This window comes from Bradyrhizobium sp. 930_D9_N1_4, from assembly GCF_052076015.1.
Taxonomy (GTDB): Bacteria; Pseudomonadota; Alphaproteobacteria; order Rhizobiales; family Xanthobacteraceae; genus Bradyrhizobium.
This window is the reverse complement of sequence record NZ_CP197236.1, coordinates 4,302,897-4,327,778: the sequence shown is the minus strand read 5'-3', so window position 1 is coordinate 4,327,778 and position 24,882 is coordinate 4,302,897. Positions and strand designations below refer to the sequence as shown.

The 24,882-nt window shown below is 63.5% G+C and carries 25 protein-coding genes and 1 tRNA gene; 19 read left to right on the top strand and 7 right to left on the bottom strand.

The genetic code is table 11. The features are described from left to right. Nucleotides 1-4: 4 nt before the first annotated feature. A complete protein-coding gene (locus AB7532_RS20370; protein ID WP_441236534.1) occupies nucleotides 5-370 on the bottom strand; it encodes a hypothetical protein in 366 nt (121 codons plus the stop codon). Between the two features lie 359 nt (nucleotides 371-729). Here AB7532_RS20370 and AB7532_RS20365 point away from each other — a divergent pair, with 359 nt between their 5' ends. After that, a complete protein-coding gene (locus tag AB7532_RS20365; protein ID WP_441236533.1) occupies nucleotides 730-1,614 on the top strand; it encodes a hypothetical protein in 885 nt (294 codons plus the stop codon). A 52-nt stretch (nucleotides 1,615-1,666) separates the two neighbouring features. Here the strand turns inward: AB7532_RS20365 and pepT are convergent, their stop codons facing one another. The 6 genes from pepT to AB7532_RS20335 form a co-directional block, all read right to left on the bottom strand. Then, entirely contained in the window at nucleotides 1,667-2,917 is a 1,251-nt protein-coding gene (pepT, locus tag AB7532_RS20360; protein WP_441236532.1) for a peptidase T, read from the bottom strand. 105 nt (nucleotides 2,918-3,022) lie between these two features. Further along, nucleotides 3,023-3,352: an HU family DNA-binding protein gene (locus AB7532_RS20355; RefSeq protein WP_441236531.1), complete on the bottom strand. Its 330-nt coding sequence runs from the start codon at nucleotides 3,350-3,352 to the stop codon at nucleotides 3,023-3,025. Nucleotides 3,353-3,558: 206 nt separating this feature from the next. Next, nucleotides 3,559-3,635: transfer RNA gene (locus tag AB7532_RS20350), tRNA-Asp, on the bottom strand. Between the two features lie 159 nt (nucleotides 3,636-3,794). Then, nucleotides 3,795-3,998, bottom strand: a complete 204-nt coding sequence (locus AB7532_RS20345; RefSeq protein ID WP_441236530.1) for a hypothetical protein — start codon at nucleotides 3,996-3,998, stop codon at nucleotides 3,795-3,797. Between the two features lie 143 nt (nucleotides 3,999-4,141). Beyond that, nucleotides 4,142-5,437 (bottom strand): spinster family MFS transporter, encoded by a 1,296-nt coding sequence (locus AB7532_RS20340; protein WP_441236529.1) that lies wholly within the window; start codon nucleotides 5,435-5,437, stop codon nucleotides 4,142-4,144. Nucleotides 5,438-5,559: 122 nt separating this feature from the next. Next, nucleotides 5,560-6,750 (bottom strand): Rieske 2Fe-2S domain-containing protein, encoded by a 1,191-nt coding sequence (locus AB7532_RS20335; protein WP_441236528.1) that lies wholly within the window; start codon nucleotides 6,748-6,750, stop codon nucleotides 5,560-5,562. 181 nt (nucleotides 6,751-6,931) lie between these two features. Here AB7532_RS20335 and AB7532_RS20330 point away from each other — a divergent pair, with 181 nt between their 5' ends. From AB7532_RS20330 to AB7532_RS20245, 18 genes are all read left to right on the top strand, one after another. Next, a complete protein-coding gene (locus AB7532_RS20330) occupies nucleotides 6,932-7,447 on the top strand; it encodes a MarR family winged helix-turn-helix transcriptional regulator (RefSeq protein WP_441236527.1) in 516 nt (171 codons plus the stop codon). A gap of 218 nt (nucleotides 7,448-7,665) precedes the next feature. Continuing rightward, nucleotides 7,666-9,939 carry a TonB-dependent siderophore receptor gene (locus AB7532_RS20325; RefSeq protein ID WP_441236526.1) on the top strand — a complete coding sequence of 758 codons (2,274 nt, stop codon included), beginning with the start codon at nucleotides 7,666-7,668 and terminating at the stop codon, nucleotides 9,937-9,939. Nucleotides 9,940-9,960: 21 nt separating this feature from the next. After that, nucleotides 9,961-10,287, top strand: coding sequence for a PepSY domain-containing protein (locus tag AB7532_RS20320; RefSeq protein WP_441236525.1), 327 nt, complete (start codon nucleotides 9,961-9,963; stop codon nucleotides 10,285-10,287). 476 nt (nucleotides 10,288-10,763) lie between these two features. Next, the gene (locus tag AB7532_RS20315; protein ID WP_007603535.1) at nucleotides 10,764-11,129 is read left to right on the top strand and encodes an NADH-quinone oxidoreductase subunit A; all 366 of its coding nucleotides are present in this window, start codon (nucleotides 10,764-10,766) and stop codon (nucleotides 11,127-11,129) included. Beyond that, nucleotides 11,120-11,707, top strand: coding sequence for a NuoB/complex I 20 kDa subunit family protein (locus AB7532_RS20310; protein WP_441236524.1), 588 nt, complete (start codon nucleotides 11,120-11,122; stop codon nucleotides 11,705-11,707). Before AB7532_RS20315 ends, AB7532_RS20310 begins: the two co-directional genes overlap by 10 nt. A gap of 11 nt (nucleotides 11,708-11,718) precedes the next feature. Next, nucleotides 11,719-12,333: an NADH-quinone oxidoreductase subunit C gene (locus AB7532_RS20305; protein WP_441236523.1), complete on the top strand. Its 615-nt coding sequence runs from the start codon at nucleotides 11,719-11,721 to the stop codon at nucleotides 12,331-12,333. 2 nt (nucleotides 12,334-12,335) lie between these two features. Then, complete coding sequence (locus AB7532_RS20300) at nucleotides 12,336-13,532, top strand: NADH-quinone oxidoreductase subunit D (protein WP_441236522.1); 1,197 nt, start codon at nucleotides 12,336-12,338, stop codon at nucleotides 13,530-13,532. After that, on the top strand, nucleotides 13,532-14,497 hold the full coding sequence (locus tag AB7532_RS20295) for an FkbM family methyltransferase (RefSeq protein ID WP_441236521.1): 966 nt from the start codon (nucleotides 13,532-13,534) through the stop codon (nucleotides 14,495-14,497). Before AB7532_RS20300 ends, AB7532_RS20295 begins: the two co-directional genes overlap by 1 nt. 11 nt (nucleotides 14,498-14,508) lie before the next feature. Next, entirely contained in the window at nucleotides 14,509-15,120 is a 612-nt protein-coding gene (gene nuoE / locus AB7532_RS20290) for an NADH-quinone oxidoreductase subunit NuoE (protein WP_441236520.1), read from the top strand. After that, nucleotides 15,120-15,320: a hypothetical protein gene (locus AB7532_RS20285; protein WP_441236519.1), complete on the top strand. Its 201-nt coding sequence runs from the start codon at nucleotides 15,120-15,122 to the stop codon at nucleotides 15,318-15,320. Before nuoE ends, AB7532_RS20285 begins: the two co-directional genes overlap by 1 nt. Nucleotides 15,321-15,335: 15 nt before the next feature. Then, the gene (gene nuoF, locus AB7532_RS20280) at nucleotides 15,336-16,661 is read left to right on the top strand and encodes an NADH-quinone oxidoreductase subunit NuoF (protein WP_441236518.1); all 1,326 of its coding nucleotides are present in this window, start codon (nucleotides 15,336-15,338) and stop codon (nucleotides 16,659-16,661) included. A gap of 5 nt (nucleotides 16,662-16,666) precedes the next feature. Then, nucleotides 16,667-18,742, top strand: coding sequence for an NADH-quinone oxidoreductase subunit NuoG (gene nuoG, locus AB7532_RS20275; protein WP_441236517.1), 2,076 nt, complete (start codon nucleotides 16,667-16,669; stop codon nucleotides 18,740-18,742). 4 nt (nucleotides 18,743-18,746) lie between these two features. Then, nucleotides 18,747-19,814: an NADH-quinone oxidoreductase subunit NuoH gene (gene nuoH / locus AB7532_RS20270; RefSeq protein ID WP_441236516.1), complete on the top strand. Its 1,068-nt coding sequence runs from the start codon at nucleotides 18,747-18,749 to the stop codon at nucleotides 19,812-19,814. Nucleotides 19,815-19,828: 14 nt separating this feature from the next. Continuing rightward, the gene (gene nuoI, locus AB7532_RS20265; RefSeq protein ID WP_026232873.1) at nucleotides 19,829-20,317 is read left to right on the top strand and encodes an NADH-quinone oxidoreductase subunit NuoI; all 489 of its coding nucleotides are present in this window, start codon (nucleotides 19,829-19,831) and stop codon (nucleotides 20,315-20,317) included. Nucleotides 20,318-20,326: 9 nt separating this feature from the next. Next, nucleotides 20,327-20,965 (top strand): NADH-quinone oxidoreductase subunit J, encoded by a 639-nt coding sequence (locus AB7532_RS20260; RefSeq protein WP_441236515.1) that lies wholly within the window; start codon nucleotides 20,327-20,329, stop codon nucleotides 20,963-20,965. Then, nucleotides 20,962-21,270 (top strand): NADH-quinone oxidoreductase subunit NuoK, encoded by a 309-nt coding sequence (nuoK, locus tag AB7532_RS20255; RefSeq protein WP_008547737.1) that lies wholly within the window; start codon nucleotides 20,962-20,964, stop codon nucleotides 21,268-21,270. The genes AB7532_RS20260 and nuoK overlap by 4 nt, the downstream gene beginning before the upstream one ends. A gap of 8 nt (nucleotides 21,271-21,278) precedes the next feature. Then, complete coding sequence (gene nuoL / locus AB7532_RS20250; RefSeq protein WP_441236514.1) at nucleotides 21,279-23,372, top strand: NADH-quinone oxidoreductase subunit L; 2,094 nt, start codon at nucleotides 21,279-21,281, stop codon at nucleotides 23,370-23,372. Further along, a complete protein-coding gene (locus tag AB7532_RS20245) occupies nucleotides 23,373-24,881 on the top strand; it encodes an NADH-quinone oxidoreductase subunit M (protein ID WP_441236513.1) in 1,509 nt (502 codons plus the stop codon). The last annotated feature ends 1 nt before the right edge of the window (nucleotide 24,882 follow it).

Sequence of the window (24,882 nt, the reverse complement as noted above, 5' to 3'; positions counted from 1 at the left end):
CAGTTCAGGTCAGGTGTTTGGGAGGCGGGGAGTCGGTATCGGGCGCAATGCCGATCAGCGCGGGCTCGCGCTGCGGGATCGGTGCGGCAACGATGTCCGCGGCAGCTTCGGCCAGCAGCGGCTGTACAACAGCGACCGAGAAACAGCCATGGCAGTGATGGCCACCGATCGTCTTGTGATCGCCGTGGCCGGCGGAGCCGCCGTCGAGGATCAAAGCGATTTCAGAGCCGCCGGAGGGGCTGGTGACGTCGATATCGTGCGTACCGTGGAGCATGCCCGAGAACAGGTACATGGTCGCCACCAGCACAGCCACGAGCGCGCGCCAATTGCGCGAGGAGCGAATGCTGTAGAGGCGGCGGATCGACGTCACGAGATCTCCTGATCCGCCTGCGGTAGCATGGCGGCCGGAACAGTGTCGACCCGCAATAGTGTTACGTGTGGGGAACTCGATGTCGCACATGCGAGACACGAAAAGGCCCCAGCCCGGGGCTGACCGGCTGAGGCCTTCGTGCTCACTTCTCTATCCTTGGGACTTGGATCAACAATTCGCCTCCCACGGATTCGTTCCGTCCGACCGAGGAAATTAGGAACGTTCCGCCGTCCGCCTCATTAGCGCGCAGGAGAAATCTGAGGAGGACGGACTATGAACGGACTGATCTATCTCGTCGGCCTGATTGTCGTGATCATGGCGGTGTTGTCGTTGTTCGGCCTGCGTTGAGAGAGCTGAACATGACAATCGAAGCTCTCGTGCAGGAAGACGTCATCGAAAATCGTCGGCCGATCGTCGCCGATCGCTGGGGCATCCAATGGAGTTCTATCGTCGCAGGCGCGTTCGCGGCAGCCGCGTTGTCCTTCATCCTGGTGAGCTTTGGCGTCGCCGTCGGGCTCGGCGTCAGCTCGACGTCGCCCACATGGCGCGATGCGTCGACCGCCCTGGCTCTTCTTTCGGGGCTTTATTTGATCCTTCAGGCGATCGCCAGTTTTGGTCTCGGCGGCTATATCGCCGGCCGTACCACGTCACAGCCGGCGGCCGTTTCGGCGGTCGATGAGGACGGTGAGCGGCGGGACGGGCTGCATGGCCTGATGTCATGGGCGCTTGCCGTGCTGATCGGTGGGGTTTTCCTCGCGTTTCTCGGCGCGGCTGCCATCGACCGCTCTCCGGCACGTTCTTCGTCAGGCAATGCGACCGCAGCCGAACCGCTTTTGGGCTATGAACTGGACAGGCTGTTCCGGGCGCCAAGGCGACCTCCCACCGACCTCAGGGAAACCCGCGCGGAAGCCGGCCGCATCCTCATGACGTCGTCGAGCCATGGCGGCGTCAGCAGCGACGATCGAACCTATCTCGTGCAGCAGGTCACGGCGTTGACGGGATTGGCGGCCCCGGACTCCGAACGCCGGGTCGATACCGCGATTGCGGACTCCCGGACGGCGATCAACCGGGCGCGACGCAGCTCGATCATCCTCGCATTTTCGATTGCAGCCGCGACCCTGATCGGGGCCGTGGTCGCCTGGGCCGCTGCTGTTGCCGGGGGGCGGCATCGCGATGGCGAGCCGCTACCGAACTGGATCGTGAGCTCCGACCGCTTCCATCGCACTCCCCGCACGATCCCGTAACGCGTGCGACTTGGCCGGAGGAAATCCGGCCAAATCGCCCTCATGACAGCTGCTACGCCTTCTCCTCCCAGATCATCGCGAGATGCACGATGGTCTGGACCGCTTTTTCCATGTCCTGCCGGCTGACCCATTCGAGCCGCGAATGAAAAGCGTGCTCGCCGGCGAAGATGTTGGGGCAGGGCAGGCCCATGAAGGACAGGCGCGATCCGTCGGTGCCGCCGCGGATCGCGGTGCGCATCGGGCGCAGCCCGGCGCGACGGATCGCCTCGATGGCGTATTCAAGCACGTGCGGGTGACGGTCGATCACCTGCTTCATGTTGCGGTACTGCTCGCGCACCTCGAATTTGTAGGTCGAGCGCGGATAGTCCTTCATCACGTCCTTGACGATGTCCTCGAGCAGGACCCCTTTCTCCTTCAAGCCCTCCTCGGTGAAGTCGCGCACGATGAAGGACAGCGTGGCCTGCTCCAGCGCGCCCTCGATGCCGACCGGATGCAGAAAGCCCTGCTTGCCTGAGGTCGTCTCGGGCGAGCAGCCTTCCTTCGGCAGGCGCTCGACGATGGCGGCCGCGATCTTGATCGCGTGCTCCATCTTGCCTTTGGCATAGCCGGGATGGGCGCTGACGCCGGTGATGGTGATGGTGGCGCCGTCGGCCGAGAAGGTCTCGTCTTCGACGCAGCCGGCGCTCTCGCCGTCCATGGTGTAGCCGAAATCGGCCCCCAGCTTCTTGATGTCGACATTGTCGACGCCGCGGCCGATCTCCTCGTCGGGCGTGAACAGGATCTTGATGGTGCCGTGCTTCACATCCGGGTTGTTGATGAAGAAATACGCGGCATCCATGATCTCGGCGACACCGGCCTTGTTGTCGGCCCCCAGGAGCGTGGTGCCGTCGGTGGTGACGATGTCGTTGCCGATCTGGTTCTTCAGCGCGGGGTGCTCGGTGAAGCGGATCACCTGGCTGGTATCGCCCGGCAGGGTGATGTCGCCGCCGCGATAGTTCTTCACCATTTGCGGCTTGACGTCCTTGCCGGTGACGTCGGGCGACGTGTCCATGTGCGAGCAGAAACAGATCACCGGCACCTTCTTGTCGGTGTTGGCCGGGATCGTTCCGTAGACATAGCCGTAATCGTCGAGATGGGCGTCGGCGACGCCCATGGCCTTCAACTCGGCGGCGAGCACGCGGCCGAGGTCTTTCTGCTTTTCGGTCGAAGGCGAGTTGGGGGATTGCGGATCGGACTGGGTGTCGATGGTGACGTAGCGCAGGAAGCGCTCGGTCACGGTATGCGAGAAGGTGAGGGAGGACATTTCTGGTCAACCGCCGGGTCTTTGGGGAAGCAGGCGGTATATCAGAAAAGCGGGCTGTGATGCGGCAGGACGGAAGCTGGATCAGGCTTAACAATCCGTGAGCGGCTAGATTGCCTCTTTCAGTTCCTTGACCGGGCGGAACGCGACCTTCTTGCTGGCCTTGATGTGGATGGCCTCGCCGGTCGCCGGGTTGCGGCCGGTGCGGGCGGCGCGCTTGCGAACCTGGAGGATGCCCAGGCCCACGATCCGGACGCGGTCGCCCTTCTTCAGGTGCTTGGTGATCAGCTCGACCATGTCGGTCAGGACCGCCTCGGCGTGCTTCTTGGAGAGGTCCTGGCTCTCCGCGATGTCGGCGGCGAGGTGCTTGAGCGTGATGGTGGCGGGAGCGGCCGTCTTCTTCGCCGAATCCTTCTTAGCCGAGTCCTTCTTAGCCATGTCTGGCCTCCTCGATTTCCAATGGCAGGGAACCCCCGGAAAAGGTGGGAGAATGTGGGGGATTCTCTAAGTCCGGGAAGGCGTAGACGATTCGGGCGTGGCCTGACTACGCCGAGGCGTGGGCCCGGCAATCGGCATCGATCGCCCGCGCAGCTGCGAAGGGCGTCGAGAATCTCAGGCTAAGGCTATGAAGGGATTGCCAAAAATGGCGCGAGAGACGGGGCTCGAACCCGCGACCTCCGGCGTGACAGGCCGGCGCTCTAACCAACTGAGCTACTCCCGCGTGGTTCGCTGAAAGCGCGCGGAACGAGGGGGGAATTAAAGGGGGGACATGATGAAGTCAAGGACGTTGCACTTCGTCGGTACATCTCGGCTAAGCATTGCTCTGGAAAACGAAAAGGCCGCCCGGAGGCGGCCCTGGTCAGCCCTGAATGGGGGCGTGTCAGCGAATCTCGGACGTGCTCGCGCTGGTGACGACGACCGGCTTGCCGGCCTTGATCACATGGGTCGACTGGGCAGTCTGGCTGTAATCGGCGTTGGTCCGGGCAGCAATCCCGAGACAAGCCACTGCAATGCCGGCAACCAGCGCCACCACCACGATCTTCAGGTGGGTACCACGGTCTGCAGAGTGAATTGAGTGGTTCATATGAGCCTCCCGACGGGCTTTGCCGCCGTCTATGGGCTCAAGTTCTAAGGACCATCTGTTTCCGGATGGTTTCGCGGGTTCCTCAAAATGGTTTCATGAATACGCCTGCTTGGTTTCGCCGGGCTGGCGGCGAGGCGCTGCCCTCAGGCGGCCGCCCGGCCGATATCGTCCCGGATCGTTCGCGCAGCCCAGACGAACAGCAGCGCGCCGAGCGTGGTCGTGACCGCCGCCGAGAGCAGGGAGTAGCGCACGGCGTCCGCACCGTAGCTGCCGTTGAGGGCGTCGTTGACGACGCCTACGGCGAGCGGTCCGACGCCTTGTCCGAAACAGGTGGCGGTAAGCGCGATCAGGGCGGAAGCCAGCGCCCGCATGCTCGGCTTTGCCACCGTTTGCGCGATCGCGAAGATCGGTCCGAGATGGAAGCCGACCAGGAACGAGGTCAGCGCCAGCATGGCGACCATCATCGCGAAATCCTGCGTCAGCATGCACAGCGCGAACACCGGGCCTGCCAGGCCGGAGGTGATCGCAGGCGCCCACAGCTTCCAGCGGTCGTCGCGGCGGCTGATCTGCGCCACCACGATGCCGCCGAGTAGGGTCCCGGCCATGCCGGCGAGCCCCTTGAAGGTGCCGGCATAGGTGCCGATCTCCGCGCTCGACAGATGGTGGACGCGGGCGAGGAACGGCGGGACCCAGGCCGCGGTGGCGTAGTTCGTGTAGGTGGTCAGGCAAAAGCCGATCAGGACGATGATGAAGCTTCGCTGCGAGCCGAGGAAGCGCAGCGTTGGCCCTAACGGCTCGGGCACGAAGTTCTCCTGCATCGCGCCGCGCTTCGGCTCGGAGATCGTCAGCCACAGCACGACCGCGAGCAGGATGCCGGGCAGGCCCGCAACATAGAACGCCATTCGCCAGCCATAGTGCTGATTGACGTAGCCGCCGATGAAGTAGCCGAGGAAGACGCCGAGATAGGTGCCAATGGCGTAGATGCCGAGCGCGCGCGGGCGCTCGTTCTTGGCGAAGAGGTCGGCGACGATGGATTGCGAGGCGGGCGAGCCCGCGGATTCGCCGATGCCGACGCCGATTCTGGCAAGCGCCAACGAGGTCACGCTCGACGCGGCGCCGCACAGCGCCGTCATCGCGCTCCAGAAGGCGAAGGCGACGGCGACGATGTTGCGCCGGTTGAGCCGGTCGGCGACGCGCGCGATGGGAATGCCGAGCAGGGAATAGAACAGCGCGAAGCCGAAGCCCGCGAGCAGGCCCATCATGGTGTCGCTGAGGGCAAACTCCTTCTTGATCGGCTCGATCAGGACGTTGAAGATCGTGCGGTCGAGGAAGTTCAGCGCATAGATGATGGTAAGCAGACCCAGCACGTAATAGCGCCGCGGCGAGGGAGCTGCCGCGGCGGGCGTTTGCACCGACACCTGTGACGTCACATCGACCATCGCATCCCCCCCAATTTGTCTTTGTTGTTGTCGGCGGTCCAGCCTTATCGGAGCTGGTCGAGAGCGTTTTCGAGCGAAGTGGATACCGGTTCGCGGGAAGAAAACGCGTCGAACAAAAAAGCTCAGGCGTCGCGGATGTAATTTCCCGCTTCGAATTCGAGGGGTGCGGCATCTGCGTCGAATGAGACACCGATCGGGTCGCGATCCGCTTCAATTGCGTCCAGCTGCTCGCTCAGCATGCGCCGGATCATCAGGATGCCGCGGTCGCTCTGGCCGAAATGTTCCTCGGAATGAACGGTCACGGGTCCTTGACCGACCTGGGCCTCGTAATCGCCGGGGAATTGCTGGTGCTCCTGCTCTGTCATGTCCCACCAGAATTTGCCGTTGAACTTCGAGCGCATGCGGCCGATGTCGCCGGATGTCTTGACGCGGCCGGCGACGTAGATGCGGAACGAATTGTCGTCGATCGGCAGCGTCCAACCGATCGACTCGACGCGGGCGAATTGCGCCACGCGCGGGTTCGGCACGACGCGCAGAGTGGGGAGGGCGGCTTCGGTGACGCGATAAAACACACGGCCGTCATCCTGCTTGCGGATCGAGCGCACGGCGATGCCGCGCGGTGTCTTGTCGAACTTCACCTCCGGCATCGAAGCCATCATGTTGGTGAATTGCGGTCCCGAGAACGAGCCGTGCAGCACCGGCACATGATAGGGATCGACCACGTTCTCGAAATGCTGCAGCCAGTTGCAGGGGATGATTGCCGGTCCGCCGCCGCCGATCGAGGAATCATCGGCCTCGACGAATTCGCCGTCGTCCATGTTTTCGAGGCACTCGTAAGCCGGCAGCACCGGACGTTTCTCGGCCGGGCCCATATAGGCGAAGATCAGCCCGTAGCGCTCCTCGACCGGATACCAGGGCTGGCGCACCTTGTCCCTGAACTGGCCGCCATCGGGCTCGCAGGGCTGCTCCAGGCAATGGCCCTCGGTGTCGAACTTCCAGCCGTGATAGCAGCAGCGGATGCCGTCTTCCTCGACCTTGCCGTAGTAGAGCGTGGTGCCGCGATGGCAGCAGCGCGCGTGCAGCAGGCCGACGCGGCCGTGCCTGTCGCGGAACAGGATGAGGTCCTCGCCGAGCGCGCGCACCTTTCTCGGCGTGTCGGTGGCGTCGCTGACAAGCCCGACCGGATGCCAGTAACGGCGAAGCAATTCTCCCATCGCAGTGCCGCGCACGACCGATGTCAGCTCGGTGCGCGTCTGCGCCGGCTTCATCGCATACGCCGTGCCGAGATCGCGATCCCGCTGCGTGATCGTCATGCTGTTCCTCCCGCCGCCGGCCTTGCTAGCCAGGTCGTTTTTCGTGCGTGCTCCAGTGAAAGATAATTCGATGACAATGTCAACGATCTTCCGAAGTGCCTCTTAGTCGCATTTGGAAGTGGCTGGGGAGGTTGCGCTACCAACACTTGGCACGCCCTGGCTTTCTTGGCAGAGGTGGATCATGAGCCAGACATCGAGCAGTGACGGGCACGCGCCGCCGGATGCGGACGAAATCCACTCGCCGGCGCCGATCACCGTGATGCTGTCGTCGCGGCTGATGGTGCTGGCCAATCTGCTCAAGCGCGGCGCGATCCTGCGCTACAAGCGCCTCGCGGGATTGTCCTCGGTCGAGTTCGGACTCGTTGCCTCGCTCGGCCGCCGCCCGCCGATGAGCGTGGCGCGGCTCGCCGAAGCCGTCGGCCAGGACAAGGGCCAGATCAGCCGCGCGCTCGCGGAGCTCGTGGCGCGCAAGCTGATCGCGAAATCGGCCAATCCGAAGGACAGCCGCGAGGTGTTGGTCTCGCTGACCGCGGCAGGGCTCGCCGCGCATGATGCGATCGTCGAGGGCGCGCAGGAGCGCAATCGAAAGCTGCTGGAACAGTTGAGCAAGGACGAGTTCGAGACGCTGCTGGCGCAGATTGACCGCCTCACATCGACGGCCGAGAAGTTGCTCGAAGCGGAGAAGGAAGCGCGCTGATCTCAATCCGATTTTCCAGCGAATTTGATCGCCTGTAAGAGTTCCTTCAAGAAGTGTTCTAAACAGAGGCAGGTCATTACCACCCACTACGTGATGCAGTTGCGGACCCGCAACACTGCTGACGATACGGCTCGAACTCGAAGCGTTCTAAGCGTCCTGGCGTCATTCTCCAGAAATCATCATGTAAACGCGGCGCAACCATGCTTTCGGGCGCGTCCATGTTTCTTCATGTTTCTACGTCGCGGTTCATGCTCGGCAGCAGTCTGCTGATCGCGACCGCAATCCTGCCGCGCGAAGGTCATGCACAATCCAGCCTTCCGCCGGTGACGATCGATGCACCCAAACAGCAAGCGCGGCCCGCAGTCGCAACTCAGCGGCAGGGGCGAAGTTCAAGAACGACGACCCGCACGAGACCACGTGCGAACTCGGCCGCCGCTCCCGCGCCGACGGCCGATCGCTCGGCAAATTCGAGCACCGAACGCGCGAACGGTCCGGTCACCGGCTACGTCGCAAACCGCTCCCTGGCGGGGACCAAGACCAACACGCCGATCATGGAAACCCCTGAATCACTGTCCGTGATCGGGGCCGAGCAAATTCGCGATCAGAACGTCAACACGAAGTTCGACGAGACCTTGCGGTACACCCCCGGCGTTTTCGCCGGCACGTTCGGCAACGACACGCGGCAGGACTGGTTTCAGATCCGCGGGTTCCCCTCTCAGGACGTCGGCACCTTCCTGGACGGCCTGCAGCTGTTCTCGACTGCGTTCGGGACCTGGAAGCTCCAGCCGTGGAGCCTCGATCGCGTCGAAGTCCTGCGAGGACCTTCTGCAGTTCTGTATGGTGGCTCAAGTCCCAGCGGCATCGTGAACGCGGTCAGCAAGCTCGCTTTCGGTGAACCCATTCGCTTCATCGAAGCGGGGGTCAACAACTTCGGCAACTCCTATGTCCAGTTTGACGTTGGTGGTCCGGCCACACTCAGTCAGTCCGACGGGAAGCTCTTCTATCGCTTCGTCGGTCAGGTTCACGGCGGTGGAACGCAGGTCGATTTTACCAACGACAACAGCTATTTTCTTTCGCCGTCGTTCACGTGGATGCCCGATAGCGACACCCGTTTCACGCTGTACGCGCAGGTCTCCCACACTGACACCCGAGGTCAGAATTTCCTGCCCTATGTCGGGACCGTGGTGAACGCTCCGTACGGACGCATCTCCACCAGCCTGTTCGCGAGCGATCCCAGCGTTGATCGCTTGCGGCGCGATCAGGAGATGATCGGCTACCAGTTCGAGAAGAACCTCTCGGACAGCGTTACGATCCGTCAGAACGCGCGATACGCGCATGTGGACGTGCTCTACTCAACTCTGTTCGGGCTGGGCACGACCACGCCGGGCGATGTGAATTTGAATCGCGGCAATTTCTTCGTGCGCGACAAGGCGGGGCAGGCCGATGTGGACACCCAGTTCGAGTACCGGGTGGCGACAGGCCCCGTTGCGCATACGTTCCTCGTCGGGCTCGACCTGAAGCATTACGGGATCGACGACTATCAAGGGTTCGGCGCGGCCAATCCGCTCAATCTCGTCAACCCGGTCTATGCTCCCACGGCCGAGTTCAACGGGGTGGCCGGAACGAACCACTATCTGACGCAAAGTCAGAAAGCGCTCTACGTTCAGGATCAGATGAAGCTCGGGCGTTTCACGTTCGTGTTGTCCGGACGCAATGATTGGGTCAGCACCGTCAACAATAATCATGTCGGGGCAGATCAGAGCCGCGAAGACAGCCGTTTTTCGGGCCGCGTCGGCGCGATCTACAATTTCGACATGGGTCTCGCGCCCTATGTCTCCTACGCGACGAGCTACAATCCGGTCATCGGCACCAATTTCTCCACCGGCAATTTGCTTGTGCCCGAAACCGGTGAGCAGGCCGAAATCGGCTTGAAGTACCAGCCTGTCGGGTTGAACGCCCGCTTCGGAATTTCGCTGTTCGATCTGAAGCGAAAGAACGTTCTGACGAGCGATCCGACCTTTGTCCTCGGGTCCATTCAGACGGGTGAGGTCACCTCGCGAGGTGTGGAACTCGAGGCGGTTGCCAACATCACGCCGGACTTCAAGGTCACAGCGAGCTACACCAACTTCGAGCTGTTCGTCAGCAAGGACCTGAATCCGGCGTTGGTCGGTACTGTTCCGACGAATACGCCGAGACAGCTTGCCTCGCTGTGGGGTGATTACACCTTCCGGGAGGGAGCCCTGAGCGGTTTCGGCTTTGGCGGCGGCGTTCGATATGTCGGCTCGTCCTTTGCGGACACGGCCAATACGCTGGTGGTGCCGTCCGTCGTTCTCGGCGATCTCGCTGTGCACTACGAGTTGAAGAACGGGCGGGCAGCGGTGAACTTCATCAACATTGCGGATACGACCTATGTCGCGAGTTGTTCGTCGATTGGCGCCTGCTTCTATGGCGACCGCCGGCGCATCACTGGCAGCTTGTCCTACAAGTGGTGAGGACGGGCAGGGGAGAAGCTCTTGAACGCGCGCGCACGGTCAGGCTCTGGTCCGTGGTCCACACCCTGGACCAGCCTGATCTCGACCGTCTTCCTGCTGCTCCTCTGCCTCACTGGACTGCCACTGATCTTCCATCCCGAGATCGATGAGCTCCCGGGCTACGCCCCCCAGTCCGAAGCTCATGCGAGCGCGGCGCGCGCGACCACCCAGGCGGTCGACGACGCCGCGCTCGACCTGCTCACCGTCGTTGTGATCGGCGGCGGCCTCTATCTCTGGCTGGCGCGGCGGCGCAAGCGCGTGCCTGCCAAAGCCGGTGCATTCGCCAGACGAGCCCCGGTCCCGTCGTGATGCATGGCTCCCCTGACCGTTCGCGCCTGTGGATACGTGTCTTTGCGGCATCTATCGCGCTCGCGGCCGCGGCCATCACGGGTCTGTTAGCGGCGCTGCTCCGGGGAGCGCTGGGCCAGTATGTCGTCTGGGTGACGGTCGGGGCCCCGGTGGTGGTCATTGCCTGGGTTTGGGTGCGCCGCCGCACGCAAAAATCCGAGCAATTTTCACGGGCGATACGCGGCAAACAGCCGGCGCGCCCGTGCGCCGCAATCTCAGAACTGCTGCCCTGCAAAACTGTGGCCGCCCTTGCTGGGTCTGGCGATCTGCTCCATACCAGCCGCGGGTGATTCCGGGATTTCCACCGGTCTGGGAGCAGCAAAGGGCCTGAAAAGAGCGTGTCTTGCGCCCATTGGTGCACTGCGCTAAGGCTCAGAACAATTCCAAACTGGACGAATCCGTGGCTGTCCCGAGGCCGCGGGAAAAAGGGCTCGTCAATGAGCGGCATTCTACAGAACTATCTTCCACTCGTCGTCTTTATAGGGGTAGCGGGCCTCATTGGCCTCGTGCTGCTGATCGCGCCCTTCATCGTGGCGTTCCAGCAGCCGGATCCGGAAAAGCTGTCGGCGTATGAGTGCGGTTTCAACGCCTTCGACGACGCCCGCATGAAGTTCGACGTCCGCTTCTATCTGGTCGCCATCCTCTTCATCATCTTCGACCTCGAGGTGGCGTTCCTGTTTCCCTGGGCAGTGGCGTTCGGCAAGCTCGGCGCGACCGGCTTCTGGTCCATGGTGGTGTTCCTCGGCGTGCTGACCGTCGGGTTCGCCTATGAATGGAAGAAAGGGGCACTGGAATGGGATTGAACCCTGCAACGTCCGCCGGTCCGGTCGTAGCGCCGGCCCCCAAGGGCATCCTGGATCCCTCCACCGGCCGGCCGGTCGGGGCCAATGATCCGTTCTTCCTCGAGGTCAATTCCGAGCTGTCCGACAAGGGCTTCTTCGTGGCCGCGACCGACGACCTCATCACCTGGGCCCGGACCGGCTCGCTGATGTGGATGACCTTCGGTCTCGCCTGCTGCGCGGTCGAGATGATGCAGGTGTCGATGCCGCGCTACGACGTCGAGCGCTTCGGCTTCGCCCCGCGCGCCTCGCCGCGCCAGTCCGACGTGATGATCGTCGCGGGGACCTTGACCAACAAGATGGCCCCGGCTTTGCGCAAGGTCTACGACCAGATGCCCGAGCCGCGCTACGTCATCTCGATGGGCTCCTGCGCCAATGGCGGCGGCTATTATCACTATTCCTACTCGGTCGTGCGCGGCTGCGACCGCATCGTGCCGATCGACATCTACGTGCCGGGCTGCCCGCCCACGGCGGAAGCGCTGCTCTACGGCGTGCTGCTGCTGCAGAAGAAGATCCGCCGCACCGGCACCATCGAACGCTAAGGTTTTACGTCATGGACGACGCCAAGCTCGACGCCCTGGGGCAGACGATCGTGAGCGCGCTTCCCGGCGCCGCGCTCGGTCATTCGGTGGCCTTCAACCAGCTCACGGTCGATGTCGAGGCCAGCAAGATCGTCGAGGTGGTCAAGTACCTCCGCGACGACCCGAACTGCCGGTTCATCAACTTCACCGACATCACGGCCGCCGACTATCCGTCGCGCGAAAAGCGCTTCGACGTGATCTACCACTTCCTGTCTCCGACCCTGAACGCGCGGATCCGGCTCAAGGCCCAGGCCGACGAGACCACGCAGGTGCCGTCGCTGATCGAGGTGTTTCCCGGCGCCGACTGGTTCGAGCGCGAGGCCTACGACCTCTATGGCGTGTTCTTCGTCGGTCATCCCGACATGCGCCGCCTGCTGACCGACTACGGTTTCGAAGGCCATCCGCTGCGCAAGGATTTCCCGACCACCGGTTTCGTCGAGGTTCGCTACGACGACCAGGAGAAGCGGGTGGTGTACGAGCCCGTCCGGCTCAACCAGGAATTCCGCAAGTTCGACTTTTTGTCTCCGTGGGAGGGAGCCGATTATCCGGTCCTTCCGGGAGATGAAAAAGCAGGGCCGAAGGTCTGATCATGAACGAGCAACCCGAACAGCTTCGCAATTTCACCATCAACTTCGGCCCGCAGCATCCGGCTGCGCATGGCGTGCTGCGGCTGGTGCTGGAGCTTGACGGCGAAGTCGTCGCCCGCGTCGACCCGCATATCGGCCTGCTTCACCGCGGCACCGAGAAGCTGATCGAGCAGAAGACCTATCTCCAGGCGATCCCGTATTTCGACCGCCTCGACTACGTCGCGCCGATGAACCAGGAGCACGCCTTCTGCATGGCGGCCGAAAAGCTGCTGGGCATCGAGGTGCCGCGCCGCGGTCAGCTGATCCGCATCCTCTATTGCGAGATCGGCCGCATCCTGTCTCATCTTCTCAACGTCACCACGCAGGCGATGGACGTCGGCGCGCTGACCCCGCCGCTGTGGGGTTTCGAAGAGCGCGAAAAGCTGATGGTGTTCTACGAGCGCGCCTCCGGCAGCCGTATGCACGCAGCCTATTTCCGCGTCGGGGGCGTGCATCAGGACCTGCCGCAGAAGCTGGTCGACGACATCGAGGCCTGGTGCGATCCGTTCCTGAAGGTGGTCGAGGATCTCGATCGGCTGCTCACTGCCAACCGCATCTTCAAGCAGCGCAACGTCGACATCGGCGTGGTGTCGCTGAAGGAGGCCTGGGAGTGGGGCTTCTCGGGCGTGATGGTGCGCGGCTCGGGCGCGGCTTGGGATCTGCGCAAGTCGCAGCCCTATGAATGCTACGCCGAGATGGATTTCGACATTCCGATCGGCAAGAACGGCGACTGCTACGACCGCTATCTGATCCGCATGGAAGAGATGCGCCAGTCGGTGCGCATCATGAAGCAGTGCATCCAGAAGCTGAACGCGCCCGACGGCAAGGGCCCCGTCGTCGTCGAGGACAACAAGGTCGCGCCGCCGCGCCGTGGCGAGATGAAGCGCTCGATGGAAGCGCTGATCCACCACTTCAAGCTCTACACCGAAGGCGTTCACGTGCCGGCCGGCGAAGTCTACGCCGCGGTCGAGGCGCCCAAGGGCGAGTTCGGCGTCTATCTGATCTCCGACGGCACCAACAAGCCGTACAAGTGCAAGATCCGCGCGCCGGGCTTTGCGCATCTGCAGGCGATGGACCACATCTGCCGCGGTCATCTGCTCGCCGACGTCTCGGCCATTCTCGGCTCGCTCGACATCGTGTTCGGAGAGGTCGATCGCTGATGGGGCAGCAGGCGCCAATTCAGTTCGACCGCAACTCGGGGGCCCTTGAAGGGGCCAACCTGTGGGAGCGGACGGCTGCGCTGGCGCTGGTGACGGGATCGAAGATCTCCTCGCACTTCTCGCATATGGGCTACATTGCCTGCGCCAATCTGCTGGCGAAGACGCTGCCCAAGCGCGACATCGCGATCAAGCTCAATCCCGACGCCGTGTTCGAATTCCCTTACGGCGATGGCTATTGGAGCAAGCTGCTCAACCGCTCGTACAATTACGAGGACGAGCTCGAGCTGCTGTTCGCCGACTCGATCGACGTAGACTACACGCTGCTCGATTGCGGCGCCAATTACGGCTACTGGTCGGTGCTGGTGTCGAGCAAGCCGTTCGGTTCGCACAAGGCGATCGCGATCGAGCCGTCCGGGCAGAACTATCCGAAGCTCGCCAACAACGCCCGCGTCAACGGCCATCGCTTCGAGACCCTGAAATGCGCGATCGGCGCGAGCCGCGGCACCGCGCGGCTGTCCGGCACCAAGCACGAGGCCTTCAGCATCGCCGGCGCGCCGTCGGCGGGCGGCGAGGACGTGCCTGTTCTCGCGCTCGACAATCTGATCGACGACGGCAAGATTGCCGCCAGCGGCAAGTACCTGATCAAGCTCGACGTCGAAGGCGTCGAGATCGAGGCGATCAAGGGCGGCGCCCGGTTGCTCCAGACCGACAGCGTCATCATGTGCGAGGAGCACGGCAGCGACCGCAATCACTCCGTGTCGCGCTACATCCTCGAGCAGACCCCGCTGAAGCTGATCGTGCTCGATCCGCGCAGCAACCGGCTGGAGACCGTGACCGAGCTGTCGATCCTCGACCGCATCAAGGTCTCGACCCATGTCGGCTACAACGTTTTCGGCACCGCAAGCGCGTTCTGGCAGGACAGGATCGAAGCCCTGAATGCGAAAAACGCGCGCCGTATGCAGTGAGAGATTAAGAGATGTCCGTTCGCCGATTAGCACCGAAGGAAGTCCAGCCCGCGAGCTTTGCGTTCACGGACGAGAACCTCGCGTTCGCGAAACAGCAGATCGCGAAATATCCGGAAGGGCGTCAGGCCTCCGCGGTCATCGCCATTCTCTGGCGCGTCCAGGAGCAGCACGACGGCTGGGTTTCGGAAGCCGCGATCCGCGCCGTCGCCGACTTGCTCGACATGCCCTATATCCGCGTGCTGGAAGTCGCGACCTTCTACACGATGTTCCAGCTCGCGCCCGTCGGCAAGAAGGCCCACGTCCAGGTCTGCGGCACCACGCCGTGCCGCCTCCGCGGCGCCGAGGACCTCATCCACGTCTGCGAGCACCGCATCCATCACGAGCCCTTCCATCTGTCCAAGGACGGCAATTTCAGCTGGGAAGAGGTCGAGTGCCTCGGTGCCTGCGTGAACGCGCCGATGGTGCTGATCGGCAAGGACACCTATGAGGACCTGACCAAGGAAACCTTCGGCAAGGTGCTCGACGGTTTTGCTTCGGGCAATCCGCCCAAGCCCGGTCCGCAGAACGGCCGCCAGTTCTCGGCGCCGAGCGGCGGACCGACCACGCTGAAGGAAATCACCTGATGCGTGATCTCATCGCAATTGGAGGGAACGAGGCCGTGAAGAAATGGGGCTTCGTCGCCATGCACGCCGCGGTCGCGGCCGCTTTCATGTTCCTGCTGCAGCGCTTCTTCATGAACGCGACGCAGGAGACCAGTCTGCTCTGGGCGCTGATCTTCGCCGTCTGCGCCGCCGGACTTGCCTACAAGCAGTCCATTCGTTGATCGGAAAGCACTGATATGCTCGAGGACAAGGACCGCATCTTCAAGAACCTCTACGGCCTCCATGATTGGGGCCTCGAGGGCGCGCGGCGTCGCGGCGCCTGGGATGGCACCAAGACCATCATCGACAAGGGCCGCGACTGGATCATCAACGAGATGAAGGCCTCGGGCCTGCGCGGGCGCGGCGGCGCCGGCTTTCCGACCGGTTTGAAATGGTCCTTCATGCCGAAGGAATCGACCGACGGCCGTCCGAGCTACCTCGTCGTCAACGCCGACGAATCCGAGCCCGGCACCTGCAAGGATCGCGAGATCATGCGGCACGATCCGCATCTCCTGATCGAGGGCTGCCTGATCGCGAGTTGCGCGATGAATGCGCATGCCTGCTACATCTATGTCCGCGGCGAGTTCATCCGCGAGCGCGAGCATCTCCAGGCCGCGATCGACCAGGCCTATGAGGCCAAGCTGGTCGGCAAGGACAATGTCAACGGCTGGCCGTTCGACATCTACGTCGCCCACGGCGCCGGCGCCTATATCTGCGGCGAGGAAACCGCGCTGCTCGAAAGCCTCGAAGGCAAGAAGGGCCAGCCGCGCCTGAAGCCGCCGTTCCCGGCGAATGTCGGCCTGTATGGCTGCCCGACCACCGTCAACAACGTCGAGTCGATCGCGGTTGCGCCGGACATCCTCCGCCGGGGTGCGGCGTGGTTCGCCGGCATCGGCCGTCCGAACAATGTCGGCACCAAGCTGTTCTGCATCTCCGGCCATGTCGAGCGGCCCTGCAACGTCGAAGAAGCCATGGGCATTCCGTTCCGTGAGTTGATCGACAAGCATTGCGGCGGCATCCGCGGCGGCTGGGACAACCTCAAGGCCGTGATCCCCGGCGGCTCGTCGGTGCGCATGGTGCCGGCCGAGCAGATCATCGACACGCCGATGGATTTCGACAGCTTGAGCAAGCTGCGTTCGGGCCTCGGCACCGCGGCCGTGATCGTGATGGACAAATCGACCGACCTGATCCGCTCGATCGCCCGCATCTCCTATTTCTACAAGCATGAGAGCTGCGGCCAGTGCACGCCGTGCCGCGAGGGCACCGGCTGGATGTGGCGCGTGCTCACCCGCATGGCCGACGGCCGCGCCCACAAGCGTGAGATCGACATGCTGCTCGAAGTGACGAAACAGGTCGAAGGCCACACCATCTGCGCGCTCGGCGACGCAGCCGCCTGGCCGATCCAGGGCCTGATCGCGCATTTCCGTCACGAGATCGAAGCGCGCATCGACGAATATTCGCACAAGGCCGACATCGACGATATCGGCGTCCGCGATCCCGTGAACATGGTCGCGGCGGAGTAAGAGACATGACCAAGCTCATCATCGACGGCAAAGAGATCGATGTCCCCGCCGAATACACGCTGCTTCAGGCGTGCGAGGCGGCCGGCGCCGAGATTCCGCGCTTCTGCTATCACGAGCGGCTGTCGATCGCCGGCAATTGCCGGATGTGCCTCGTCGAGGTGAAGGGCGGCCCGAAGCCGGTCGCAAGCTGCGCCTGGGGCGTGCGCGACTGCCGTCCGGGCCCGAAGGGCGAGCCGCCGGAAATCTCGACCCGTTCGCCGATGGTGAAGAAGGCACGCGAAGGCGTGATGGAATTCCTTCTGATCAACCATCCGCTGGATTGCCCGATCTGCGACCAGGGCGGCGAGTGCGACCTTCAGGACCAGGCGATGGGCTATGGTGTCGACACCAGCCGCTTCGCCGAGAACAAGCGCGCGGTCGAGGACAAATATCTCGGCGCGCTGGTCAAGACCTCGATGAACCGCTGCATCCAGTGCACGCGCTGCGTCCGCTTCTCGGCGGAAGTCGCAGGCGCGCCCGAGATGGGCGCCACCGGCCGCGGCGAGGACATGGAGATCACGACCTATCTCCAGCACGCGCTGACGTCCGAACTGCAAGGCAACCTCGTCGACATCTGCCCGGTCGGCGCGCTGACCTCGAAGCCTTATGCCTTCGCCGCGCGTCCGTGGGAGCTCGGCAAGACCCAGTCGATCGACGTCATGGACGGCGTGGGATCGGCGATCCGCGTCGACACCCGCGGCCGTGAGGTGATGCGCGTGCTGCCGCGCATCAACGAGGCCGTGAACGAGGAGTGGATCTCCGACAAGACCCGTCACGTCGTCGACGGCCTGCGCACCCAGCGCCTCGACCGGCCCTACATCCGCGAAGCCGGCAAGCTGCGCGCGGCAAGCTGGCCCGAGGCCTTTGCCGCGATTGCCGCCAAGGCAGCGCGCACCGACGGCAAGCGCATCGGCGCGATCGCGGGCGATCTCTCCGGCGTCGAAGAGATGTTCGCGATCAAGGATCTTCTCGCCAAGTACGGCTCGAGCAATCTGGCGGTGCAGGGCGGCGACGCCTTCGATCCCGCGCTCGGCCGCGGCTCCTACATCTTCAATCCGACGCTGGTCGGCGTCGAGCAGGCCGATGCGCTGCTCATCATCGGCGCCAATCCGCGGAAAGAGGCGGCCGTGTTCAACGCCCGCATCCGCAAGCGCTGGCGCGCCGGCGGCTTCAAGGTCGGCGTGATCGGCGCCAAGGCCGACCTGACTTACGATTATGATCATCTCGGCGCGGGCACCGAAACGCTCGGTGAGCTCGCGGCCGGCAAGCACTCCTTCATGGACGTGCTCAAGAACGCCAAGAACCCGATCATCCTGGTCGGTGCTGGCGCGGCCTCGCGCCACGACGGCGCCGCCATCCTCGCTGCAGCCGCCAAGCTCGCGCTCGATGTCGGCGCGCTCAAGGACGGCTGGAACGGCTTTGGCGTGCTGCACGAGACCGCCTCGCGCGTCGGTGCGCTCGATATCGGCTTCTCCGCAACGGCGGGTGGCCTGAACGCCGCGCAGATGACCACGTTCGGCACGCTCGACCTGCTGTTCCTGCTCGGCGCCGACGAGATCAAGCCCTCCGACGGTACCTTCGTCGTCTATATCGGCACCCATGGTGACCGCGGCGCCCATCGCGCCGACGTGATCCTGCCGGCGGCCGCCTACACCGAGAAGTCCGCGATCTACGTCAACACCGAAGGCCGCGTGCAGATGACCGGCCGCGCCGCGTTCCCGCCGGGCGAAGCCCGCGAGGACTGGGCGGTCGTCCGTGCGCTCTCGGAAGCGCTCGGCAAGAAGCTCGGCTACGACTCGCTGGCCGCGCTGCGCCAGGCGATCTTCAAGGCCGTGCCGCATCTGATCCGTCTCGACCAGATCGAGGCCGGCTCGGCCGACCAGATCAAGAAGCTGGCGGGGAAGGGCGGTTCGCCCGAGAAGGCGCCGTTCAAGGCTCTCGTCGAGGACTTCTATTTGACCAACCCAATCGCGCGTGCGTCCGCCGTGATGGCGGAATGTTCGCGGCTTGCCTCCGGGCAGATGCTGACCGCAGCGGAGTGAGCTGATGGAATTTTTCGAAAGCGCATTCTGGACCGGTTTCCTCTGGCCGCTGATCATCATGATCGCGCAGAGCGTGCTGGTGCTCGTCTTGCTGCTGGTCGCGATCGCCTACATCCTGCTGGCCGACCGCAAGATCTGGGCGGCGGTGCAGATCCGCCGCGGTCCCAACGTGGTCGGCCCGTGGGGCCTGCTGCAATCCTTCGCCGACCTGCTGAAGTTCGTGCTGAAGGAGCCGATCATTCCGTCCGGCGCCAACAAGGGCGTGTTCCTCCTTGCTCCCCTGGTCTCGTGCGTGCTCGCGCTTGCGGCCTGGGCGGTGATCCCGACCAATCTCGGCTGGGTGATCTCGGACATCAATGTCGGCGTGCTCTTCATCTTCGCGATCTCGTCGCTGTCGATCTACGGCATCATCATGGCCGGGTGGTCGTCGAACTCGAAGTACCCCTTCCTCGCCGCGCTGCGCTCGGCGGCGCAGATGGTGTCCTATGAAGTCTCGATCGGCTTCGTCATCATCACGGTGCTGCTCTGCGCCGGCACGCTGAACCTGTCGGCCGTGGTCGAGGCCCAGCATGCGCGGGGCCTCGCCAGCCTGATCGGGTTGCCGCAGCTGACCATCCTGAACTGGTACGTCTGGCCGCTGTTCCCGATGTTCGTGATCTTCTACGTCTCGGCGCTGGCGGAAACCAACCGTCCGCCCTTCGACCTCGTGGAGGCTGAATCCGAGCTGGTCGCGGGCTTCATGGTCGAATACGGCTCGACGCCGTATCTGCTGTTCATGCTCGGCGAGTATGTCGCGATCGTCACGATGTGCGCGCTGGCGACGATCCTGTTCCTCGGAGGCTGGCTGCCGCCGGTGGACCTGCCGCCCTTCAACTGGGTGCCGGGCATCATCTGGTTCGCGCTCAAAGTCTTCTTCATGTTCTTCCTGTTCGCGATGGCCAAGGCGATCGTGCCGCGCTACCGCTACGACCAATTGATGCGCCTCGGCTGGAAGGTGTTCCTGCCGCTGTCGCTGGCGATGGTGATCGTGGTGGCCGGCGTGCTGCATTTCGCCGACATCGCGCCGAAGTGAGGGCCGTCATGGGTATCAACATCAACGCCACTGCACGCTCGCTCCTGTTGTCGGAATTCGTCTCGGCGTTCTTCCTCGCCATGCGCTATTTCTTCCAGCCGAAGCCGACGTTGAACTATCCGTTCGAGAAGGGCCCGATCTCGCCGCGCTTCCGTGGTGAGCACGCGCTGCGCCGCTATCCGAACGGCGAGGAACGCTGCATCGCCTGCAAGCTGTGCGAAGCGGTCTGCCCGGCGCAGGCCATCACCATCGAGGCCGGCCCGCGCCGCAATGACGGCACCCGCCGCACCGTGCGCTACGACATCGACATGGTGAAGTGCATCTATTGCGGCCTCTGCCAGGAGGCCTGCCCGGTCGACGCCATCGTCGAAGGTCCGAACTTCGAGTTCGCGACCGAGACCCGCGAGGAACTGTTCTATGACAAGGCCAAGCTGCTCGCCAATGGCGACCGCTGGGAACGCGAGATCGCGAAGGCGATCGAGCTCGATGCGCCTTACCGGTGAGATGAGAGCATGATCCTCCCCGCGCTGTTCTTCTATCTCTTCGCCGGCGTCTGCGTCGCCTCGGCGGTGATGGTGATTGTCTCGCGCAATCCCGTGCACTCCGTGCTGTACCTGATCCTGGCCTTCGTCAACGCCTCCGGCCTGTTCGTCCTGATGGGCGCCGAGTTCCTCGGCATGATGCTGATCGTCGTCTACGTCGGCGCGGTCGCGGTGCTGTTCCTGTTCGTGATCATGATGCTCGACGTCGACTTCCTCGAGCTGCGCGAAGGCTTCATCCAGTACCTGCCGGTCGGTGTCGTGATCGGCGGCATTTTCCTGTTTGAGCTGCTGCTGACCGTCGGCGCCTGGGTCATCAACCCGAGCGTCAGCAAGACCATCACGGCGCCAATTCCGGCCAACGTCTCCAACACCGAAGCGCTCGGCCTGGTGCTCTATACGAAGTACATCCACTACTTCCAGCTCTCGGGCATGGTTCTGCTGGTCGCCATGATCGGCGCCATCGTGCTGACCTTGCGCCACAAGGCGAGCGTGAAGCGGCAGGACATCAACGTTCAGAACGCGCGCACGCCCGAGATGGCGATGGCGATGCGCAAGGTGGCTCCGGGGCAGGGGCTCCAGGACAGCGACTCCGCGGAGTGGGTGAAATGACGATCGGGCTCGGACACTATCTGGCGGTCGGCGCGATCCTGTTCACGCTCGGGATCCTCGGCATTTTCCTGAACCGCAAGAACATCATCGTCATCCTGATGTCGATCGAGCTGATCCTGCTCTCGGTCAACATCAACCTCGTGGCATTCTCGACCTTCCTCGGCGACATCGTCGGCCAGGTCTTCGCGCTTCTGGTGCTCACTGTCGCTGCTGCTGAAGCCGCGATCGGTCTCGCCATCCTGGTGGTCTATTTCCGCAACCGCGGCTCGATCGCGGTTGAGGACGTCAATCTGATGAAGGGCTGAGCTCAGTCATGGTTCAGGCAATCGTTTTCCTGCCGCTCCTGGGCGCCGTTCTGGCCGGCCTGATCGCGCTGTTCGGCGCTCATGCCCGCAACCCCTCGGGCGACACCGTCGAGCATCACGACGACCACGGTCATGGCCACGGCGACGCCCACGCGTCGGCGCCCCATGATTCTCATGGACATGACGATCATGGTCACGACGACCACGCGCATGACGACCACGGTCCGGCCGAGCCGCCCGCGGCCGGCTCGCGCGGCGCGGAGCTGATCACGACAGGGCTGCTGTTCGTGTCGGCGGCGCTGTCCTGGATGACGCTGGTCGATGTCGGCTTCATGCACCATGACGTCCGCATCCAGTTGCTGCCCTGGATCTTCTCCGGCGACCTCCAGGTCTGGTGGACGCTGCGGGTCGACACGCTCACCGCCGTGATGCTGGTGGTGGTGACCACCGTGTCCTCGCTCGTGCACCTCTATTCCATCGGCTACATGGACGAGGATCCGAACCGGCCGCGCTTCTTCGGCTATCTCTCGCTGTTCACCTTCGCCATGCTGATGCTGGTGACCGCCGACAACCTCGTGCAGCTGTTCTTCGGCTGGGAAGGCGTGGGTCTGGCGAGCTATCTGCTGATCGGCTTCTGGTACCAGAAGCCCACGGCGAACGCCGCGGCCATCAAGGCCTTCGTGGTCAACCGCGTCGGCGATTTCGGCTTCGCGCTCGGTATCTTCGCGATCTTCCTGCTGACCAGCTCGACCGATTTCGAGACCATCTTCCATCAGGCTCCCAGCCTGACTGGCAAGACCATCGACTTCCTCGGCTGGCACGCCGACGCGCTGACGCTGACCTGCCTGCTGCTGTTCATGGGCGCGATGGGCAAGTCGGCGCAGTTCCTGCTGCACACCTGGTTGCCGGACGCGATGGAAGGCCCGACGCCGGTGTCGGCGCTGATCCACGCCGCGACCATGGTCACCGCCGGCGTGTTCATGGTGGCGCGTCTGTCGCCGCTGTTCGAGCTCGCGCCGAACGCGCAGGCCGTCGTGATGTTCTTCGGCGCCACCACCGCGTTCTTCGCGGCGACCATCGGCCTCGTCCAGAACGACATCAAGCGCATCGTCGCCTATTCGACCTGTTCGCAGCTCGGCTACATGTTCGTGGCGATGGGAGCGGGGGCCTATTCGGTCGGCATGTTCCATCTGTTCACGCACGCCTTCTTCAAGGCACTGCTGTTCTTAGGCTCCGGCTCGGTGATCTACGCGATGCACCACGAGCAGGACATCCGCAACATGGGTGGCCTCTGGAAGAAGATCCCCTACACCTATGCGGTGATGGTGGTCGGCACGCTCGCGCTGACCGGCTTCCCGCTCACCGCCGGCTATTTCTCCAAGGACGCGATCATCGAAGCGGCCTACGCCTCGCATAATCCGTTCGCGATCTACGGCTTCGTGATGACGGTCGTCGCCGCCGGCCTGACCTCGTTCTACTCCTGGCGCCTGATCTTCAAGACCTTCCACGGCGAGCCGCATGACGAGCATCATTACGAGGCCGCGCACGAGGCTCCGCTCTGGATCCTGATCCCGATCGGCGTGCTCGCGGTCGGCTCGTTCGTCGCGGGTCTGCCGTTCAAGGAGCTGTTCGCCGGTCATGGCGTCGAGGAGTTCTTCCGCGAATCCGTCAAGATGAACCCGCACATCATCGAGGAGATGCACCACATCCCGCAGCACATCGCCTTCCTGCCGACGGTGATGATGGTGCTGGGCTTCCTGGTGTCGTATCTGTTCTACATCCGCCGGCCTTATCTGCCGGTCGAGCTCGCGAACACGCAGCCGATGCTGTACCAGTTCCTGCTCAACAAATGGTACTTCGACGAGCTCTACGATCTCATCTTCGTCCGTCCGGCGAAGTGGATCGGCTATCAGCTCTGGAAGAAGGGCGACGGCTTCATCATCGACGGCCTCGGTCCCGATGGTATCTCCGCCCGCGTGCTGGACGTCACCCGCAACGTCGTGAAGATCCAGACCGGCTATCTCTATCACTACGCCTTTGCCATGCTGATCGGCGCCGCCGGCCTGATCACCTGGTTCATGTTCGGCTTTGGAGGCCAGTAAATGACGACCTGGCCCATCCTTTCGGTCACGACGTTCCTGCCGCTGGTCGGGGCGCTGATGGTCTATCTCAGCCGCGGCGATGACGAGGCGGCCCGGCGCAATGCGTGCTGGATCGCGCTCTGGACCACGCTGATCACCTTCGCGGTGTCGGTGATCCTGGTGATGCGCTTCGACCCGGCCAACCCCGACTTCCAGTTCGTCGAGAAGGCGGGCTGGCTCGCCACCGGCATCACCTACCACATGGGTGTCGACGGCATTTCGTTGCCGCTCATCATCCTGACCACCGCGATCATGCCGTTCTGCATCATCGCGAGCTGGAAATCGGTGACGAGCCGGGTCCGCGAATACATGATGGCGTTCCTGATCCTGGAAACGCTGATGATTGGCACCTTCTCGGCGCTCGATCTCGTGCTGTTCTATCTGTTCTTCGAGGGCGGCCTGATCCCGATGTTCTTGATCATCGGCATCTGGGGCGGTCCGCGCCGGGTGTATGCCTCCTTCAAGTTCTTTCTCTACACGTTCCTCGGCTCCGTCTTGATGCTGCTCGCCATCATGGCGCTGTACTGGAACGGCGGCACCACCGACATCCCGACCCTGATGCACACCGCCGTGCCGCGGTCGTTGCAGACCTGGGCGTGGCTCGCCTTCTTCGCCTCGTTCGCGGTGAAGATGCCGATGTGGCCGGTGCACACCTGGCTGCCCGACGCGCACGTGGAAGCGCCGACCGCAGGCTCCGTGGTTCTGGCTGCGATCCTGCTGAAGATGGGCGGCTACGGCTTCCTGCGCTTCTCGCTGCCGATGTTCCCGCTGGCGTCGCACGACTTCGCGCCGCTGGTATTCACGCTCTCCGCCATCGCCATCGTCTACACCTCGCTGGTGGCGCTGATGCAGGAGGACATGAAGAAGCTGATCGCGTACTCGTCGGTCGCGCATATGGGCTTCGTCACCATGGGCATCTTCGCCGGCACCATGCAGGGTGTCGCCGGCGGCGTGTTCCAGATGATCTCGCACGGCATCGTCTCCGGCGCGCTGTTCCTCTGCGTCGGCGTCGTCTACGACCGCATGCACACACGCGAGATCGCGGCCTATGGCGGCCTCGTCAACCGGATGCCGCTCTACGCGCTGGCCTTCATGGTCTTCACCATGGCCAATGTCGGTCTGCCCGGCACGAGCGGCTTCGTCGGCGAGTTCATGACGCTGCTCGGCACCTTCAAGGTCTCGATCCCGACCGCGTTCTTCGCCACCTTCGGCGTGATCCTCTCGGCCGGCTACGCGCTGTGGCTCTACCGCAAGGTCGTGTTCGGGGCGCTGGTCAAGCCGTCGCTGGCGAGCATGAAGGATCTCACCTTCCGCGAATGCGTGACGCTGTTCCCGCTGCTCGCGCTGACGATCCTGTTCGGCGTCTGGCCGAAGCCGGTGCTCGACATGTCGGCCGCCTCGGTCCAGCAACTCGTCAACAATTACAACACCGCTGTGACGGCCGTGAAGGCCGCCGCGCTGCTCCAGTGAC

What these genes read in the sequence shown, in the direction of transcription:
- AB7532_RS20340 (WP_441236529.1), bottom strand. Translation starts at nt 5,437, where the DNA reads ATGGTCGATGTGACGTCACAGGTGTCGGTGCAAACGCCCGCCGCGGCA.
- AB7532_RS20245 (WP_441236513.1), top strand. Translation starts at nt 23,373, where the DNA reads ATGACGACCTGGCCCATCCTTTCGGTCACGACGTTCCTGCCGCTGGTC.
- AB7532_RS20365 (WP_441236533.1), top strand. Translation starts at nt 730, where the DNA reads ATGACAATCGAAGCTCTCGTGCAGGAAGACGTCATCGAAAATCGTCGG.
- nuoG (WP_441236517.1), top strand. Translation starts at nt 16,667, where the DNA reads ATGACCAAGCTCATCATCGACGGCAAAGAGATCGATGTCCCCGCCGAA.
- nuoE (WP_441236520.1), top strand. Translation starts at nt 14,509, where the DNA reads ATGTCCGTTCGCCGATTAGCACCGAAGGAAGTCCAGCCCGCGAGCTTT.
- AB7532_RS20285 (WP_441236519.1), top strand. Translation starts at nt 15,120, where the DNA reads ATGCGTGATCTCATCGCAATTGGAGGGAACGAGGCCGTGAAGAAATGG.
- AB7532_RS20300 (WP_441236522.1), top strand. Translation starts at nt 12,336, where the DNA reads ATGAACGAGCAACCCGAACAGCTTCGCAATTTCACCATCAACTTCGGC.
- AB7532_RS20315 (WP_007603535.1), top strand. Translation starts at nt 10,764, where the DNA reads ATGAGCGGCATTCTACAGAACTATCTTCCACTCGTCGTCTTTATAGGG.
- AB7532_RS20345 (WP_441236530.1), bottom strand. Translation starts at nt 3,998, where the DNA reads ATGAACCACTCAATTCACTCTGCAGACCGTGGTACCCACCTGAAGATC.
- AB7532_RS20305 (WP_441236523.1), top strand. Translation starts at nt 11,719, where the DNA reads ATGGACGACGCCAAGCTCGACGCCCTGGGGCAGACGATCGTGAGCGCG.
- AB7532_RS20330 (WP_441236527.1), top strand. Translation starts at nt 6,932, where the DNA reads ATGAGCCAGACATCGAGCAGTGACGGGCACGCGCCGCCGGATGCGGAC.
- AB7532_RS20355 (WP_441236531.1), bottom strand. Translation starts at nt 3,352, where the DNA reads ATGGCTAAGAAGGACTCGGCTAAGAAGGATTCGGCGAAGAAGACGGCC.
- AB7532_RS20310 (WP_441236524.1), top strand. Translation starts at nt 11,120, where the DNA reads ATGGGATTGAACCCTGCAACGTCCGCCGGTCCGGTCGTAGCGCCGGCC.
- pepT (WP_441236532.1), bottom strand. Translation starts at nt 2,917, where the DNA reads ATGTCCTCCCTCACCTTCTCGCATACCGTGACCGAGCGCTTCCTGCGC.
- AB7532_RS20335 (WP_441236528.1), bottom strand. Translation starts at nt 6,750, where the DNA reads ATGACGATCACGCAGCGGGATCGCGATCTCGGCACGGCGTATGCGATG.
- AB7532_RS20325 (WP_441236526.1), top strand. Translation starts at nt 7,666, where the DNA reads ATGTTTCTTCATGTTTCTACGTCGCGGTTCATGCTCGGCAGCAGTCTG.
- nuoL (WP_441236514.1), top strand. Translation starts at nt 21,279, where the DNA reads ATGGTTCAGGCAATCGTTTTCCTGCCGCTCCTGGGCGCCGTTCTGGCC.
- AB7532_RS20260 (WP_441236515.1), top strand. Translation starts at nt 20,327, where the DNA reads ATGATCCTCCCCGCGCTGTTCTTCTATCTCTTCGCCGGCGTCTGCGTC.
- nuoF (WP_441236518.1), top strand. Translation starts at nt 15,336, where the DNA reads ATGCTCGAGGACAAGGACCGCATCTTCAAGAACCTCTACGGCCTCCAT.
- AB7532_RS20295 (WP_441236521.1), top strand. Translation starts at nt 13,532, where the DNA reads ATGGGGCAGCAGGCGCCAATTCAGTTCGACCGCAACTCGGGGGCCCTT.
- nuoK (WP_008547737.1), top strand. Translation starts at nt 20,962, where the DNA reads ATGACGATCGGGCTCGGACACTATCTGGCGGTCGGCGCGATCCTGTTC.
- nuoH (WP_441236516.1), top strand. Translation starts at nt 18,747, where the DNA reads ATGGAATTTTTCGAAAGCGCATTCTGGACCGGTTTCCTCTGGCCGCTG.